This window comes from Aeromonas sp. FDAARGOS 1405, assembly GCF_019048265.1.
Classification (GTDB): Bacteria; Pseudomonadota; Gammaproteobacteria; order Enterobacterales; family Aeromonadaceae; genus Aeromonas; species Aeromonas veronii_A.
In genome coordinates this window covers 4,193,592-4,208,148 of the sequence record NZ_CP077311.1, presented here as the reverse complement: position 1 = coordinate 4,208,148, position 14,557 = coordinate 4,193,592, and the positions used below count along the sequence as shown (strand labels likewise).

General features: G+C 59.1%; 15 protein-coding genes. 9 read left to right on the top strand and 6 right to left on the bottom strand.

All coding sequences use genetic code 11. The annotated features are described in order from the left end of the window. Nucleotides 1–4: 4 nt before the first annotated feature. The 7 genes from pstA to I6L35_RS19215 all read left to right on the top strand — a co-directional run bounded on the left by pstA (nt 5) and on the right by I6L35_RS19215 (nt 8,095). Nucleotides 5–1,654, top strand: a complete 1,650-nt coding sequence (gene pstA / locus I6L35_RS19245; protein WP_216979059.1) for a phosphate ABC transporter permease PstA — start codon at nt 5–7, stop codon at nt 1,652–1,654. Between the two features lie 133 nt (nt 1,655–1,787). Beyond that, nucleotides 1,788–2,606, top strand: coding sequence for a phosphate ABC transporter ATP-binding protein PstB (gene pstB / locus I6L35_RS19240; RefSeq protein ID WP_005334102.1), 819 nt, complete (start codon nt 1,788–1,790; stop codon nt 2,604–2,606). An 85-nt stretch (nt 2,607–2,691) separates the two neighbouring features. Continuing rightward, complete coding sequence (phoU, locus tag I6L35_RS19235; RefSeq protein WP_005334097.1) at nt 2,692–3,402, top strand: phosphate signaling complex protein PhoU; 711 nt, start codon at nt 2,692–2,694, stop codon at nt 3,400–3,402. A 190-nt stretch (nt 3,403–3,592) separates the two neighbouring features. Next, on the top strand, nt 3,593–4,912 hold the full coding sequence (locus tag I6L35_RS19230) for a hemolysin family protein (protein WP_005334094.1): 1,320 nt from the start codon (nt 3,593–3,595) through the stop codon (nt 4,910–4,912). A gap of 19 nt (nt 4,913–4,931) precedes the next feature. Beyond that, entirely contained in the window at nt 4,932–5,474 is a 543-nt protein-coding gene (locus I6L35_RS19225) for a hypothetical protein (RefSeq protein WP_041202118.1), read from the top strand. A gap of 293 nt (nt 5,475–5,767) precedes the next feature. Next, nucleotides 5,768–6,670: a homocysteine S-methyltransferase family protein gene (locus I6L35_RS19220; protein ID WP_088869413.1), complete on the top strand. Its 903-nt coding sequence runs from the start codon at nt 5,768–5,770 to the stop codon at nt 6,668–6,670. A 9-nt stretch (nt 6,671–6,679) separates the two neighbouring features. Next, the gene (locus tag I6L35_RS19215; RefSeq protein WP_216979058.1) at nt 6,680–8,095 is read left to right on the top strand and encodes a basic amino acid/polyamine antiporter; all 1,416 of its coding nucleotides are present in this window, start codon (nt 6,680–6,682) and stop codon (nt 8,093–8,095) included. 109 nt (nt 8,096–8,204) lie between these two features. Here the strand turns inward: I6L35_RS19215 and I6L35_RS19210 are convergent, their stop codons facing one another. Further along, nucleotides 8,205–9,044: a sterol desaturase family protein gene (locus I6L35_RS19210; RefSeq protein ID WP_216979057.1), complete on the bottom strand. Its 840-nt coding sequence runs from the start codon at nt 9,042–9,044 to the stop codon at nt 8,205–8,207. Between the two features lie 168 nt (nt 9,045–9,212). Between I6L35_RS19210 and I6L35_RS19205 the strand changes: the two genes are divergently transcribed. Further along, a complete protein-coding gene (locus I6L35_RS19205) occupies nt 9,213–10,004 on the top strand; it encodes an ABC transporter substrate-binding protein (RefSeq protein ID WP_216979056.1) in 792 nt (263 codons plus the stop codon). 107 nt (nt 10,005–10,111) lie between these two features. Here I6L35_RS19205 and I6L35_RS19200 read toward each other — a convergent pair whose 3' ends face one another. From I6L35_RS19200 to I6L35_RS19190, 5 genes are all read right to left on the bottom strand, one after another. Next, nucleotides 10,112–10,855, bottom strand: coding sequence for an amino acid ABC transporter ATP-binding protein (locus tag I6L35_RS19200; RefSeq protein WP_254204499.1), 744 nt, complete (start codon nt 10,853–10,855; stop codon nt 10,112–10,114). Further along, the gene (locus I6L35_RS21280; RefSeq protein ID WP_265177235.1) at nt 10,839–10,961 is read right to left on the bottom strand and encodes a hypothetical protein; all 123 of its coding nucleotides are present in this window, start codon (nt 10,959–10,961) and stop codon (nt 10,839–10,841) included. The genes I6L35_RS19200 and I6L35_RS21280 overlap by 17 nt, the downstream gene beginning before the upstream one ends. Then, nucleotides 10,945–11,067: a hypothetical protein gene (locus tag I6L35_RS21275; protein WP_265328643.1), complete on the bottom strand. Its 123-nt coding sequence runs from the start codon at nt 11,065–11,067 to the stop codon at nt 10,945–10,947. The genes I6L35_RS21280 and I6L35_RS21275 overlap by 17 nt, the downstream gene beginning before the upstream one ends. Continuing rightward, on the bottom strand, nt 11,051–12,010 hold the full coding sequence (locus I6L35_RS19195) for an amino acid ABC transporter permease (RefSeq protein WP_216979055.1): 960 nt from the start codon (nt 12,008–12,010) through the stop codon (nt 11,051–11,053). The genes I6L35_RS21275 and I6L35_RS19195 overlap by 17 nt, the downstream gene beginning before the upstream one ends. Nucleotides 12,011–12,106: 96 nt before the next feature. Beyond that, nucleotides 12,107–12,907 carry a transporter substrate-binding domain-containing protein gene (locus I6L35_RS19190; protein WP_041209881.1) on the bottom strand — a complete coding sequence of 267 codons (801 nt, stop codon included), beginning with the start codon at nt 12,905–12,907 and terminating at the stop codon, nt 12,107–12,109. 498 nt (nt 12,908–13,405) lie between these two features. Between I6L35_RS19190 and I6L35_RS19185 the strand changes: the two genes are divergently transcribed. Beyond that, nucleotides 13,406–14,542 (top strand): GGDEF domain-containing protein, encoded by a 1,137-nt coding sequence (locus tag I6L35_RS19185; RefSeq protein WP_139393996.1) that lies wholly within the window; start codon nt 13,406–13,408, stop codon nt 14,540–14,542. The last annotated feature ends 15 nt before the right edge of the window (nt 14,543–14,557 follow it).

Sequence of the window (14,557 nt, the reverse complement as noted above, 5' to 3'; positions counted from 1 at the left end):
GACAATGGGTAAGTGGTTTAAATCAGGGGTTCCCTGGATCTGGATGACAGGCGGTGCCGTCAGCCTGAGCCTGGTAGCGGTACTGGGTCTGTTGTTGCTGATCGGCTGGCGTGGTCTGGTCTACTTCTGGCCCCACCCCATCTATGAGTGGCAGCTGGAAGACGCCAGCGGTAACAAGAGTGTGTTGGTTGGTGAAATCAATGACAGTGAGCTGGTGCCGGTTGAACGCCTGCGAGCCGCAGGATTGCCATTGGCAGGTGAAGAACGTGAGGTGTTGACCCGTTATCTGGTCAAGACCGGCAACCGCGAGTTCGTTGACCTCGATTTTCGCTGGGTGCTGGAGACTGATATCAAGTCTCAGGCTCTTCCTGTCGAGATGGCAATGATAGAGCGTACTACCAACGGCAACTTCTATGGCTATGTGGTAGAGGCCAAGGAAGATGGCGTCGTGCATGAGCAAGATTTGCACAAAGTGCTCAAGCGGATGCTGGCTCGAAGCAACGGTTTGTCTGAACAAGCCAATGAGTTGCAAAAAGGCCCCATTGGCGCCATCAACTACCAATTAGAGAAGTTGCGCCTCAAGGAACGTAAAGCAGAGCTCGAAAATGAGCTGAACGATCAGCTCAAAGCGGAGCTGGCCAGTGAGCGTCAGGCCCTCAACGATCGTTATCAGGTGCTGGAAAAAGAGCTCTTCTCTCTGCGTAGCCAAGCCGATCGCGACGCCATCACCGTCAAGGATATGCGTGGCGAGCTGGTGACCATGCCGATGTCCAAGGTACTGGACGTGGTATGGCCCAACGACATGAGCCTGTTGGCCAAGGTGGGTCACTGGTTCCACCAGATTGGCAAGTTTGTTTCCGGTGAGCCTCGCGAAGCCAACACCGAGGGCGGGGTGTTCCCGGCCATCTTCGGTACCGTCTTCATGGTTATCCTGATGGCGATCATTGTGACTCCGCTTGGGGTAGTGGCTGCGGTTTATCTGCACGAGTATGCGGGCAAGAACAGTCTGACCAAGCTTATCCGCATTGCGGTGATCAACCTGGCGGGCGTGCCCTCCATCGTTTACGGCGTGTTTGGTCTGGGCTTCTTCGTCTACACGCTCGGTGGTTCGCTGGATCAGCTGTTTTACCCGGAAGCGCTGCCGAGCCCGACCTTTGGCTCACCCGGCGTGATCTGGTCGGCGCTGACCCTGGCCATCCTGACTCTGCCGGTGGTGATTGTCTCCACCGAAGAGGGGTTGGCGCGGATCCCGAGCACCATCCGTCAGGGCTCGTTGGCACTGGGCGCGACCCAGGCCGAGACCCTCTGGCGCATCGTGCTGCCGATGGCGAGTCCGGCCATCATGACCGGCCTTATTCTGGCGATTGCCCGTGCAGCCGGTGAAGTGGCGCCGCTGATGCTGGTGGGGGTGGTAAAACTGGCACCGACCCTGCCGATGGATGGCAACTTCCCGTATCTGCATGTGGAGCGCAAGTTCATGCACCTGGGCTTCCACATCTATGACGTCGGCTTCCAGAGCCCCAACGTCGAGGCGGCCCGCCCGCTGGTCTACGCCACCTCCTTCCTGCTGGTGACGGTGATCGTGGGTCTGAACCTGACCGCTATCGGTATTCGTAACCACTTGCGCGAGAAATTCCGGTCGCTGGAGCATTAATCCGGCGCCGCTTGAGTTATACAAGAGTGAGATAACAGAGGGGCGGCCGAGCGCGAGCCGCCATCTCTCTGCACCAATACGTGAGGGGCGCCGGCAGCTGTCAGGCCACTCCAGATAGATTTTGAGGTAACAGATGATCAACGTAACGACCACGTCTACCCAGCACACCGCGCTGGACCTGCTCAACCTGACCCCGGAGCAGACCGCGCTGGAGGTGAAGGATCTCAACCTGTACTACGGCAGCAAGCAGGCGTTGTTCAACGTCAACATGAAGATCCCCAAAGGGCAGGTGACCGCCTTTATCGGCCCGTCAGGCTGTGGTAAATCGACCCTGCTGCGCTGCATCAACCGGATGAACGATCTGGTGGAGATATGCCGTATCGAGGGAGAAATCCAACTGCACGGCCATAACATCTATGACAAGAGCGTCGATGTTTCCGCCCTGCGCCGTCAGGTGGGCATGGTGTTCCAGCGCCCGAACCCGTTCCCCAAGTCCATCTACGAGAACGTGGTCTATGGTCTGCGCCTGCAGGGGATCAACGATCGTCGCACTCTGGATGAAGCGGCCGAGCGCTCCTTGCGTGGTGCGGCCCTGTGGGACGAGGTGAAGGATCGTCTGCACGACAACGCCTTCGGTCTCTCCGGTGGTCAGCAGCAGCGTCTGGTGATTGCCCGCGCCATTGCCATCGAGCCGGAAGTGTTGCTGCTCGATGAGCCGACCTCGGCGCTCGACCCCATCTCCACCCTCACCATCGAGGAGCTGATCAACGAGCTCAAGAGCCAGTTCACCGTGGTGATCGTGACCCACAACATGCAACAGGCTGCGCGAGTGTCGGATCAGACCGCCTTCATGTACATGGGCGAGCTTATCGAGTACTCGGATACCAACACCATTTTCACCACCCCGGCCAAGAAAAAGACCGAAGATTACATTACCGGTCGTTACGGCTAAGGAGAGGAGAGGATGAATCTCAGCAAACAGATTGGCAGTCGGTTCAACGGCTAAGGCATAATCGGAGCAATCAAGGATTATTTGTATGGACAATATGAACCTCAATAAACACATCTCCGGTCAGTTCAATGCCGAGCTAGAGAGCGTGCGCAACCAGGTGCTGGTGATGGGCGGTCTGGTGGAGCAGCAGCTCACCGACGCCATTGCGGCGATCCACGATCAGGATCTCGATGCGGCGCGCAAGATCGTGGCCAACGACCACAAGGTCAACGCGATGGAAGTGGCGATCGACGAGGAGTGCACCCGCATCATCGCCAAGCGTCAGCCGACAGCCTCCGACCTGCGACTGGTGATGGCCATCATCAAGACCATCACTGATCTGGAGCGTATTGGCGACGTGGCCGACAAGATCGCCCGCATGCTGACCGACAACGCCAACAAGCCGCAGCCGCCGCTGGTGTCGCTGGAGAACATGGGCCGTCGCACCATCAAGATGCTGCACGATGTGCTCGACGCCTTCGCCCGTATGGATCTGGATGCGGCGCTGGCGGTCTACAAGGAAGATGACAAGGTAGACCGTGAGTACGAGTCCATCATTCGCGAGCTGATGACCTATATGATGGAAGATCCCCGCACCATCCCCCAGGTTCTCAACGTGCTGTGGGCGGCGCGGGCCATCGAGCGGGTTGGCGATCGTTGCCAGCACATCTGCGAGTACATCGTCTACTACGTGAAAGGCAAGGATGTGCGCCATACCAAGGCGGACGATCTGGGCACCTTGCTGGGCAAGGGCTAACCGGAAGTGAATAAAAAGGCGCGTGAAGCGCCTTTTTTGTTGCATAACTGGTCGGAGTAAGATAAAGCCCCCAACTGGCTGTTTTCTGATAGAATACTCCCCCTGTGTGAGTCCCGGATGGGCTCACGGTCCGGTCTCCCGGGCCCAGTTTGCCGTCTTGTGCTAAGGCGGGTGTAGCAATAGGTTAATCATGAGTTTTGCCGATAGTTTGTTCTTTTTAATGCTGCTGGTTGGCGGCAGTGTGTTCTTCTCCCTCTCCGAGATCTCTCTCGCCGCGTCTCGCAAAATCAAATTGCAGGTGATGGCGGATGAAGGTAATCGCCAGGCCGAAAAGGTGCTGGCCCTGCAGGCCCAACCGGGCAACTTTTTCACCGTGGTGCAGATTGGCCTCAATACCGTCGCCATTCTGGGCGGTATCCTGGGTGAGTCTGCCCTCAACCCCGCCATCAAGGGGATTGTCTCCCAGTTCTACCAGGGCCCCTGGCTTGGCGAGATCAGCTCCGGTGCCTCCTTCGTGTTCGTCACCGGCATGTTTATCCTGATCGCCGACCTGATGCCCAAGCGTCTGGCCATGACCATGCCCGAGCAGATTGCCGTGGTGGTGGTGCGCCCCATGCTCTTCTTCGTCACCGTGTTGATGCCGCTGGTGTGGGTCTTCAACGGATTGGCCAACTCCCTGTTCCGTCTGATGCGCGTCTCCACGGTGCGTAACGACGAGATCACCTCCGACGATATCTATGCGGTGATGGATGCCGGTGCCGAGGCGGGGGTTATCCAGCGCGAGGAGCATCAGCTCATCGAGAACGTGTTCGAGTTGCAGTCCCTTGGTGTCACCTCTGCCATGACGGCCCGCGAGAGCCTCATCTACTTCACCCTGCAAGAGAGCGAAGAGAGCATCAAGGCCAAGATCGCCGAGCATCCCCACAACAAGTTTCTGGTCTGTGACCACAACCTCGACAGCATCAAGGGCTTTGTCGATGCCAAAGAGTTGCTGATCCGCGTTATCGGCGGCCAGAGCATCGACCTGATCGGTGGCAACCTGGTGCAGAACGTCATCATCATCCCCGATACCCTGAACCTCTATGAGGCGATGGAGTACTTCAAGAATCATCGTGGCGACTTTGCCGTGGTGATGAACGAGTACGCGCTGGTGGTGGGGATTGTCACCATGAACGACCTGATGAGTACCGTCATGGGCGAGTGGGCCACCCACGTGGTGGAAGAGCAGATCGTCCAGCGCGACGAGAACTCCTGGCTGGTGGACGGGGTTACCCCCATCTCCGACGTGATGCGCGCCTTCGATATCGAAGAGTTTCCCGAGAACCAGAACTACGAGACCATCGCCGGCTTTATCATGTATATGCTGCGCAAGATCCCCAAGCGCACTGACTCGGTCAAATACGCCGGTTACAAGTTCGAAGTGGTGGATATCGACAGTTACAAGATTGATCAGCTGCTGGTTACCCGGGTTGAACCGGCTGTGGCCGAGAAGCCAGCTCAGGAATCGTAAAAGGAGCGACATAAGAGTCATGAAGATGCAGTCTCATTCCCGTGCGCTGGCCTGTGTCGCGCTCGCCCTGGCACTGGGTGCCTGTAGTCAGAGTGCGCCGCGCAAAGCCACAGTGGCAGCCAAGCCGGTAACCCCCAAGCCTGCCGTGGTCGTGCCGCAGCCGGATCCCGATGCGGTGGTACAAAGTGGCATGGCCGAGCCGAGCCCGGTCTTTGATGAGCAGTACCACGGCCCGGATCAGGGCTCGCTGGAGTCGGTGACCGCCCTGTTTGCCCGTGGTTACATCGAGTCCGCCATGCGCGAGACCATGCTGGCGGCGGTGCACAACGACTATCCGCTGCTCGGCATGCGGGATGTGCGGTTGACCGATCCGGTCTCCAAATTCCTCACCTCCGAGCATGCGGCCACCACGGCCCATGACTACCTCTATGCGGGTGTGCAGCGTCGCCTCGGTCGTCCGCTCAGCCCTGCCCAGTGGGAGCAGATCTGGCGCGGTTTGCCGCAGCAGGGTCGGGTCTCCGACTGGGTCAAACAGATTAAGCGAGTGCTGGCCGGGCGTTAAGTTACCAGCGGATCAAGATTGTGATGAGGCCACCTTCGGGTGGCCTCTTGCATTTCTGCGTTTGCCTCGCCGTTTGCACGCTGATTTCTGCTGATACTGATTGCCGCCCGTGGCACTTTGTTTTATCTTGTTTTGGACATCTAAACATCCATATGTTTTTATGGCTGCAAGGTTAAATGGCTTCCCAGGATGAAGCGGGACGATCTGCAGCGATTCGATGTTAAACCGCAGATCAACAAAACAAACAGATAAATACGCAAATAAACAACGCATAAAACAAAGAGACACGACAGATGGAAACCAGGGAATTGTGGGTGCTGGATGGGGGCATGGGGCGCGAGTTGGCACGGCGGGGAGCACCGTTTCGTCAACCCGAGTGGTCGGCGTTGGCCTTGATGGAGGCGCCAGAGACGGTGCGTGACGTGCATCAGGCCTATGTAGCGAGCGGAGCCCGGGTCATCACCACCAACAGCTATGCGCTGGTGCCGTTTCATATCGGCGATGAGCGTTTCTTTGCCGACGGGGAGGGGCTGGCAGCGCTGGCTGGTCAACTGGCCCGTGAGGTGGCTGACGCGCAGAAGGGGGCCGTGCAGGTGGCGGGTTCTCTGCCACCGTTGTTTGGCTCCTACCGTGCCGACCTGTTCAAGGCGGACAGGGTGAGCGAGCTGGCGACGCCGCTTATCCGGGCGCTATCCCCTTATGTGGATATCTGGCTGGCCGAGACCATGAGCCTGATTGCCGAGCCACTGGCCCTGAAAGCGCTGCTGCCTGATGACGGCAAGCCGTTCTGGGTCTCCTTCACGCTGGAAGATGAGGCGCCGGGCAACGAGCCGCGACTGCGCTCCGGCGAGCGAGTCGCCGATGCGGTGACCGCGCTGGTGGCGGCTGGAGTCGATGCCATCCTGTTCAACTGCTGTCAGCCCGAGGTGATCGAGGGGGCTCTCGAGGTTGCCCGCACCCGATTGCAGGCGCTGGGCCGCGCAGACATTCGCCTCGGTGCCTATGCCAACGCCTTCCCGCCGCAGCCCAAAGAGGCCACCGCCAACGATGGGTTGGACGAGATCCGTGCCGATCTGGGGCCGCTGGATTATCTCGGCTGGGCCGAGCGCTGGCGCGCAGCCGGGGCGAACTTGATCGGCGGTTGCTGCGGTATCGGCCCCGAGCATATTCAGGCGCTGAGCCGCCGGTTGCGCTAAGGAGCTTCCATGAAAGAGAGCAAGATTGGGCTTTGGTCACTCACCGCGCTGGTGTTCAGCTCCATGGTGGGGGCGGGAATTTTTAGCCTGCCCCAGAACATGGCCGAGGTGGCGGGAGCGCGCGCTGTACTGATCGGCTGGGGTGTGACGGGGGTGGGCATCCTTGCGCTCGCCATGAGTTTTCTCTATCTGTCGCGGTTAAGGCCGGATCTCGACGGCGGCATCTACAGCTACGCCCGCGCCGGTTTTGGCGATCTGGTGGGCTTTTTCTCCGCCTGGGGCTACTGGCTCTGCGCCACCATCGGCGTGGTGGGTTATCTGGTGATCGCCTTTGCGGCGCTGGGCAGCTTTGTCGATACCCCGGAGCAGATCTGGTTTGGTGACGGCAACACTCTGGCGGCGTTTGTCGGCGAGTCCTGCATCCTCTGGGCGGTGCATCTGCTGGTGGCCCGTGGTGTGCAGCAGGCGGCGCTGTTCAATCTGGTGGCGACCCTGGCCAAGAGCCTGCCGCTGCTGCTGTTTATTCTGTTTGCCTGCTACTGGTTCGATCCGGTCACCTTCGTGGCGGATCAGCAGGGTAGTAGCCTGGCGGTGCCGGTTTCCGAGCAGGTGCGCAATACCATGCTGATCACTCTCTGGGTCTTCACCGGTATCGAGGGGGCCGCGGTGTTGTCGGCCCGCGCCAGAAACCGGCGGGATGTGGGCACGGCCACTGTGCTTGGGGTGCTATTGGCGCTGCTGCTCTATGTGCTTATCTCGGTGCTGGCGCTCGGAATATTGAGCCGACCCGAGCTCGCAGCGCTGCCCAACCCCTCCATGGCAGGGCTGATGGCCCAGATGACCGGCTCCTGGGGCAAACTGCTCATCAGCGTCGGCCTGATCGTCTCGGTGCTTGCCTCCTACGTGAGCTGGACCCTCTTCTCGGCCGAGGTGCCGTTCAGCGCGGCCCGCCACGGCGCGTTTCCCGCCATCTTCCGGCGCCAGAACCGCAACGGCACACCCATCGCATCGCTCTGGCTCACCAGCTTGACGGTGCAGACTTGCCTGCTGCTGGTGTGGTTGCTCGGCAAGGGCTACACCAGCCTGCTGCTTATCTCCACCTCGATGATCCTGGTGCCCTACCTGCTGATCGGCCTGTTCTTGCTCAAGCTCTCGTTCAGCAAGAAGGGTGAGGGCGGGCAGGGCCGCGGTCTGATGCGGGCGGTGGCACTGGTGTCGAGCGGTTACGGCTTCTGGCTGCTCTATGCTGCCGGGGTGGAGTATCTGCTGCTCTCCTTGCTGCTCTACGGGCCGGGTCTGCTGCTGTTTCTCTACAGCCGTCGTCAGCTGGGCACAGATCTTTGTCTGAGCGGCCGTGAACGGCTGTTGGCTGGAGTGACCTTGCTGAGCCTGATCCCCGCCGTCTGGTCGTTCGCCCATCTCTGACATCGAAGATGTGACTGACCATAAGAGAGCGCCACTGTGGCGCTCTCTTGTTATCAGGGACTGGTTATCAGGGGCTTGCTATCCGGGAGTTGTGACCTGGGGAGAAGGCTTAGCGGCTGGCAGGTCCGGCCGGTTTGCCAAACAGCACCGCGAGTTTTTGTCGCCAAGGCAGGCCACGGGCGTCGCGCAGCATGTCGCGCCACTCGTGGAAGGTGAGGGTGAGGGGATTGAAGCTGTGGATCGGCTTGGTGATGCCGAAGCGGCACGGCTCGGCCGGGTCTTCTTCCACAAAGGTGCCGAACAGCCGATCCCAGATGATCAGCACCCCGGCAAAGTTGCGGTCTATGTACTTGGAGTTGCTGGCGTGATGCACCCTGTGGTGGGAGGGGGTGTTGAAGATCCACTCCAGCCGGCCGAGTTTGCCCACTACCTGGGTGTGGACGAAGAACTGGAAGCCCAGACTCAGCAGCACAGTGGCGACCACCGCCTCGGGCGGGAAGCCGATGACAATCATCGGGATCCAGAACAGCCACATGCCGGAGATGGGATACATCAGGCTCTGGCGAAAGGCGGTGGAGAGGTTGAGCCGCTCCGAGCTGTGATGTACCACGTGGGAAGCCCACAGCCAGCGCACATGGTGGCTGGTGAAGTGGAACAGCCAGTAACAGAGATCCTGCAACAGGAAGAGCAGCAATACGCTCCAGAAGGTGAGCTCGATATCGAACAGCCGCCAGCCCCATAGGGTGTCATACAGATAAGCAATGGCGATGGCCGCCAGCGCATCGCCCCCTTGGTGCATCAGGGCCAGGGCGGCGTTGGCGAACAGATCCCGCCACTGGTAGGTGGCGGTTGGAAAGGCCGCGCAATGTTTGCGCAGGTAGAGCATCTCCCAGCCGATAAAGGCCAGAAAAACCGGGGAGAGGTAGAGCAGAAGCAGTTGCACATCCATATGCGGCCATCCATTCAGAGCAATTGCTCTCCAGCATAAAGGATGGCTTTAATATTTCATTAACATTTTTCTGCCAACGAAGAGATGGCATGAAACATGGTGCGGCAGCAGAGGAAGGTGCGGCGGATGGCTATGCTTGATACAGGCTTTTTCAGGAGGTGCTGGCTTATGCGCGTCTGGTGTTGCTTGTTGCTGGGGTTGTGCATGATGGCCCAGGCCAAAACCCGTGTTGAAATTTTGGCCGATGCCAACTATCCCCCCTACTCCTGGCAGGAGGGGGAGGAGGTCAGGGGGATCTATGCCGATATTATCCGCGAGGTGACCTCTGCCATGCCTGACTATGAGGTGGTGCTCAAGCCGATGCCGTGGCGGCGCGGTCTGAGCATGGTGGAGCAGGGCAGCGCCTTCGCCATCTTTCCGCCTTACTACCAGCCCGACAGTCGCCCCTGGATGTGGCCCTACTCCCAGCCGATGCTGGATGAAGAGCTGGTGGTGATGTGCGGCGCCAGTGTGGCGGCCAATACTCCGCAGGCCAGGTTTCCGCTCGACTATCACGGTTTGCGCTTTGGCATGAACGCCGGTTTTGCCGTCGGCGGTGATGCCTTTTGGCAGGCGGTAAAAGAGAAGCAGATCGACGTGGAGGAGGTGAAAAGCAATCGGGAGAACTTGCTCAAGATTGTCCGCGGCCGGGTCGATTGCACCATCAATGATCGCCTCTCCCTGCTCTATGAGTTGCTCAACATGATAAAGGCCGATCAGCTGGCGGTGGCCGATATGTCCCTGCTCAAACAGGGGCCGGTGCTCAGCAAGGAGCAGGGGTTTCTCGGCTACAGCCGCAAGGGGGAGTATCCCTACAAACAGGCCTTTATCGATCAGTTTGACAAGGAGCTCTATCAGCTCAAGAAACGTGACGGGGTGAAAGTGATCGTGGAGCGCTATCTGGGAAAGTCCCCGCGCTGAGCCGATGAGAGGGGCACTCGGGTTCAGCTGGGTTAAGCCTGCTCAGCGTGACACACAAGAAGAGAGACCTTGCGGTCCCTCTTCGTTTATCCAGCAGAGCGTGTTGGCTACAGCACCTGACTCAGGAACTGGCGCAGACGCGGGGAGGGGGGATTGTCGAAGAAATCGGCCGGTTTTTCATCTACCACCAGTTCGCCACTCTCCATAAAGAGCACCCGATCCGCCACTTCGCGGGCAAAGCCCATCTCGTGGGTCACCACCACCATGGTCATCCCCTCGCGAGCCAGCCCCTTCATCACATCCAGCACTTCCCCCACCATTTCGGGGTCCAGCGCACTGGTGGGCTCGTCAAACAGCATGATGCGCGGCTGCATGGCGAGTGCGCGGGCGATGGCCACCCGCTGTTGCTGACCGCCGGAGAGCTGGGAGGGGTAGCTCTTGGCCTTGTTGGATAGCCCTACTTTCAATAGCAGGGCTTTGGCGCGATCTTCGGCCTCTTTGCGCGATAGCCCCCGCACCTTCTGAGGGGCGAGACAGATGTTGTCCAGCACCGTCAGGTGGGGGAAGAGGTTGAAGGACTGGAACACCATGCCCACCTCTTCCCGCAGCTTGTTGACATCGCCCGGCTCGGTCAGGCTGATGCCATCGACCACGATATTGCCGTCGTTGATGGTCTCCAGCTGGTTGAGGGTGCGCAGGAAGGTGGATTTGCCCGAGCCGCTGGGGCCGACAATCACCACCACTTCCCCTTCGGCGACCTGGGTGCTGACATTTTTCAGGGCATGCACTTCGCTGCCGTAAAACTTCTCGACACCGGTCGCTTTGATGATGGGATCAGTTGCTGCGCGCATATTTCGCCTCCAGAAAACGAACCGGGAAGGCGAAGGGGGTGCCGGTGATGGCTGCACTTCTCGACGCCCGTTGCACCTTGATGATGGGATCAGTTACTGCGTGCATATTTCACCTCCAGAAAACGAACCGGGAAGGCGAAGAGGGGGGCGGTGATGGCTGCACTTCTCGATGCCTGTGGCACCTTGATGATGGGATCAGTTGCTGCGTGCATATTTCACCTCGAGACGGCGTACCAAGAAAGAGAGGGTGCCGGTCAGCACCAGATAGAGCAAGGCGACGGTAAACCATACCTCGAACGGACTGAAGGTGGAGCTGACTACCTCGCGACCGGCCTTGGTCAGATCGGTGATGGAGATGACCGAGACCAGCGAGGAGTCCTTGATCAGGTTGATGAATTGGCCTGCCAGCGGTGGCAGTACCCGCTTGAACGCCTGCGGCAGGATGATATAGCGCATGGTCTGGGCCGAGGTCATACCCAGGCTGCGACCCGCCTCCATCTGCCCCTTGTGGATGGAGCTGATACCGGCGCGGACGATCTCCGCCACATAGGCACCGGTAAAGACCGCCAGCGCGGCGACCCCGGCGGTGAAGCGGTCGAGGTTCAGCACGGTGCCGATAAAGAAGTAGACGATGAAGATCTGCACCAGCAGCGGCGTGCCGCGGATGAGCTCAACGTAGGTGACCGCCAGATTGCGCAGGGCCGGATTGGGGGAGAGACGCGCCAGCCCGGCCAGGGTTCCGAGCAGGATGGCGAAGATGCCCGCCACCAGCGAGAGTTTGACGGTGACCCAGACGCCCCAGGCAATGGGGCCTGCAGTCCAGCTCAGTTGGGTGTCGAGGGTATCGCCACGAAAAACGGTATCCCCTTCGGCGACTTGTACGCCGGTACTGGCAATGGCTTGCCGCACATTGGGGTCGAGATCGTCTTGCAGGAACAGCTTGCCCTTCTCGGCCTCGCTGGTGCCCGCCATCACGGTGCCGTCAAATTCGGCGAGATTCTTCTGCTCCGCCTGATAGGCGATGTATTGGGGAATGCGTTCCCAACGCCAGGTGTAGTCAACGGATTGCACCGCCTTGTAGATGCCAAACACGGCCACCAGCAGCATCAGCAAAAAGACGCCGTGCCAGAGCAGCGGGTTGGGCTGTTTTTCCATCTGTCTTGTCGGTTTGGGTGTGTGCACAGTCACAACCTCTTCTCGTTATTGTGTGGGGTGTTGCGAGAGGGGGCGGCAAGGCGCCCCCTTTTGAGGTTATTTGAGCTGACTCAGCCAGGCGTTGGATTCGAACCACTTCTTGTAGAGGCGGTCGTAGCTGCCATCGCCCTTGATTTGGCGCAGGTAGTTGTTGAACCAGTTGAGGGTGTCCTGATCTCCTTTGCGGATGGCCCAGGCCAGCGGTTCGAAGGTGAACGGCTTGTCGAGGTGTACCACGGCGCCCTTGTTCTGGGAGGCGAAGATGGCGTTGTAGGGCAGGTCGTAGACGAAGGCATCGACCTTGCCGTTGATCACTTCCAGCTTGGCGTCATCCTGGGTTTCAAACTGCAGCAGGGTGGCTTTCGGGATGAGGCGCTTGACCGCTTGCTCGCCGGTAGTGCCGAGCTTGACCGCAATCTTGTATTTCGGGTCGTTGAGGTCGGTGAAGGATTTGATCTCGGCAGCCTTGTCTTTGCGCACCACTATGGTTTGGCCGACCACGATGTAGGGATCGGCAAAGTTGACCCGCAGGTTGCGCTGCGGAGTGACGGTCATGCCGCCCATGATGACGTCGAACTTGTTGGTCAGGAGCGCGGGAATGATGCCGTCCCACGCGGTGTTGACGAACTCGACCTTCACGCCCATCTCCTTGGCGACCATCTTGGCGAGATCGACGTCAAAGCCGATGTACTGGCCCTGTTTGTTGGTCATCTCGAAAGGTTGATAGCCGGCGTCGAAGCCAACCCGCAGCACACCGCGCTCCAGCACGGCATCCAGGGTTGAGGTGGGGGTAGTGGCGGGGGCGGCGGTCGCCAGCCCGCAGAAGAGCAGGGTAGAAAGAATCAGTTTTTTGATCATGGGTGACGTCTCTGTCGATGTTGTGTTCGGCCTTGAACCTGATCCCGTGCGACTCCGTGGCACAAGAGACTGCTGCATCCGGCAACAGGCAAGACAGGATGAATGTCTTGGGTCGGGGGAAAGCCCCATATGGGATGCTATGAATCGAAATTGAGCGAAAAATGTACCAAAAACCAATTGTGTCAGAATACTCAATAGGTTAGAGGCGCTTTTTACTCACCGCTTCACTCATAAAATCACACGAAAACAACATATCTATCTAACGTGGCCGGTTCAAGCCCAAATTGTGTTCAATACCTTTTGTTACATATGATGGGGTTCGCTTGTGACTTGTTTTGTACTCTGGCTGTTTTAGCTCCTGTGCTGGTGCGATCCCAACAGGGCAAGCAGATCAAGGTGTAGTAAACAATATGTTTTTATTGTGAAAACAGTCAGTCCCCTCTGGGTCTTGGCAAACGCTTCTCATATACTCAGTTACCTTCTGAAACTGGTTCTTGTATGGCGCTCTCACTGCTGCTGAAACTGGACGTTTTTACCCTGATGCTGATGGCGCTGGGTGGCTACAGTCTTGGCTTTATCACCCTCTCCATCATCTGGTCTACCCACAGGGAGATCCCCGGTATCGGTTACTGGTGGTGGTCTGCACTCTGTGCGCTGGTGGCCCAGACGCTCTTCTCGTTGCAGGCATTTTTCCCCAGCCCATCCGGCATCTGGCTGGCCAACACCCTGATCACGCTCTGCATCGCGCTGATGCCGCTGGCGCTGCAGCGCTTTTTCGGCCAACCCCCGAACTGGCGTGCCGGTGTGCTATTCATGCTGGTCTATCTGGTGATCCTGAGCTGGTGCATCGTGAAGGGGGGGATGGAGTCCCGGGTGATGCTGGCCTGCCTGAGCTACATGGTGCTGGGGGCGGTGATCGTCTATCTGGTCTGGCGTCACGGCTACCCCGACTATTTGCCGGCGGTGATGGTCTTTACCGTGGTCAATATCCTGCTCTACGCCTTCTACCTGATGCGGCTCTGGTTCCTGTGGCAGGACAACGTGCAGATGCTGATGGATAAGAGCGGAGTCAATGTGCTGCCCTTCCTCTCCATGCTGATGGGGAGCTATCTCTCCACCTTCGGGGTGCTGCTGCTCTGTACCCAATACCGGGCGCTGGCGCTGCACCAGCAGGCGAGTCACGACCCTCTCACCGGCCTGCTCAACCGGCGTGGCTTTATGGATCAGCTGAAGCAGCAGAAGTTGGGTGACGGCGGCGCGCTGGCCGTGCTCGATATCGACGATTTCAAGCAGATTAATGACCAGCATGGCCACGAGGTAGGTGATCGGGTGCTGGCCGAGCTCGGCGCCTATCTGGGTAGCCAGCCCGATTTGGTGTGCAGCCGTTTCGGTGGCGAGGAGTTTGTGCTGCTCTTCTCGCAGCCCGGTGTGCTGGCGCTGCAGCGCTGCGAGGGATTGCTGGAGGCGGTCGCGAACCGCAACATGGGCGGCCTCTCCATCACGGTCAGCATGGGGCTCTCCCACTGGCACGGGGAGTGGCACTTTGATCCTCTGTTCACTCAGGCCGACCATGCGCTCTATTGCGCCAAGCGGCAGGGCAAGAATCGGGTCTGTCAGGCTGGCCGGGAGGCGTAACTCCCGCTCAGTCCG

Coding starts and splice junctions, on each gene's coding strand:
- I6L35_RS19210 (WP_216979057.1), bottom strand. CDS start 9,044: ATGGATGTGCAACTGCTTCTGCTCTACCTCTCCCCGGTTTTTCTGGCC.
- I6L35_RS19225 (WP_041202118.1), top strand. CDS start 4,932: ATGAAGATGCAGTCTCATTCCCGTGCGCTGGCCTGTGTCGCGCTCGCC.
- I6L35_RS19205 (WP_216979056.1), top strand. CDS start 9,213: ATGCGCGTCTGGTGTTGCTTGTTGCTGGGGTTGTGCATGATGGCCCAG.
- I6L35_RS21280 (WP_265177235.1), bottom strand. CDS start 10,961: ATGCACGCAGTAACTGATCCCATCATCAAGGTGCAACGGGCGTCGAGA.
- I6L35_RS21275 (WP_265328643.1), bottom strand. CDS start 11,067: ATGCACGCAGCAACTGATCCCATCATCAAGGTGCCACAGGCATCGAGA.
- pstB (WP_005334102.1), top strand. CDS start 1,788: ATGATCAACGTAACGACCACGTCTACCCAGCACACCGCGCTGGACCTG.
- I6L35_RS19190 (WP_041209881.1), bottom strand. CDS start 12,907: ATGATCAAAAAACTGATTCTTTCTACCCTGCTCTTCTGCGGGCTGGCG.
- I6L35_RS19220 (WP_088869413.1), top strand. CDS start 5,768: ATGGAAACCAGGGAATTGTGGGTGCTGGATGGGGGCATGGGGCGCGAG.
- I6L35_RS19185 (WP_139393996.1), top strand. CDS start 13,406: ATGGCGCTCTCACTGCTGCTGAAACTGGACGTTTTTACCCTGATGCTG.
- I6L35_RS19195 (WP_216979055.1), bottom strand. CDS start 12,010: ATGGAAAAACAGCCCAACCCGCTGCTCTGGCACGGCGTCTTTTTGCTG.
- I6L35_RS19230 (WP_005334094.1), top strand. CDS start 3,593: ATGAGTTTTGCCGATAGTTTGTTCTTTTTAATGCTGCTGGTTGGCGGC.
- I6L35_RS19215 (WP_216979058.1), top strand. CDS start 6,680: ATGAAAGAGAGCAAGATTGGGCTTTGGTCACTCACCGCGCTGGTGTTC.
- phoU (WP_005334097.1), top strand. CDS start 2,692: ATGGACAATATGAACCTCAATAAACACATCTCCGGTCAGTTCAATGCC.
- I6L35_RS19200 (WP_254204499.1), bottom strand. CDS start 10,855: ATGCGCGCAGCAACTGATCCCATCATCAAAGCGACCGGTGTCGAGAAG.
- pstA (WP_216979059.1), top strand. CDS start 5: ATGGGTAAGTGGTTTAAATCAGGGGTTCCCTGGATCTGGATGACAGGC.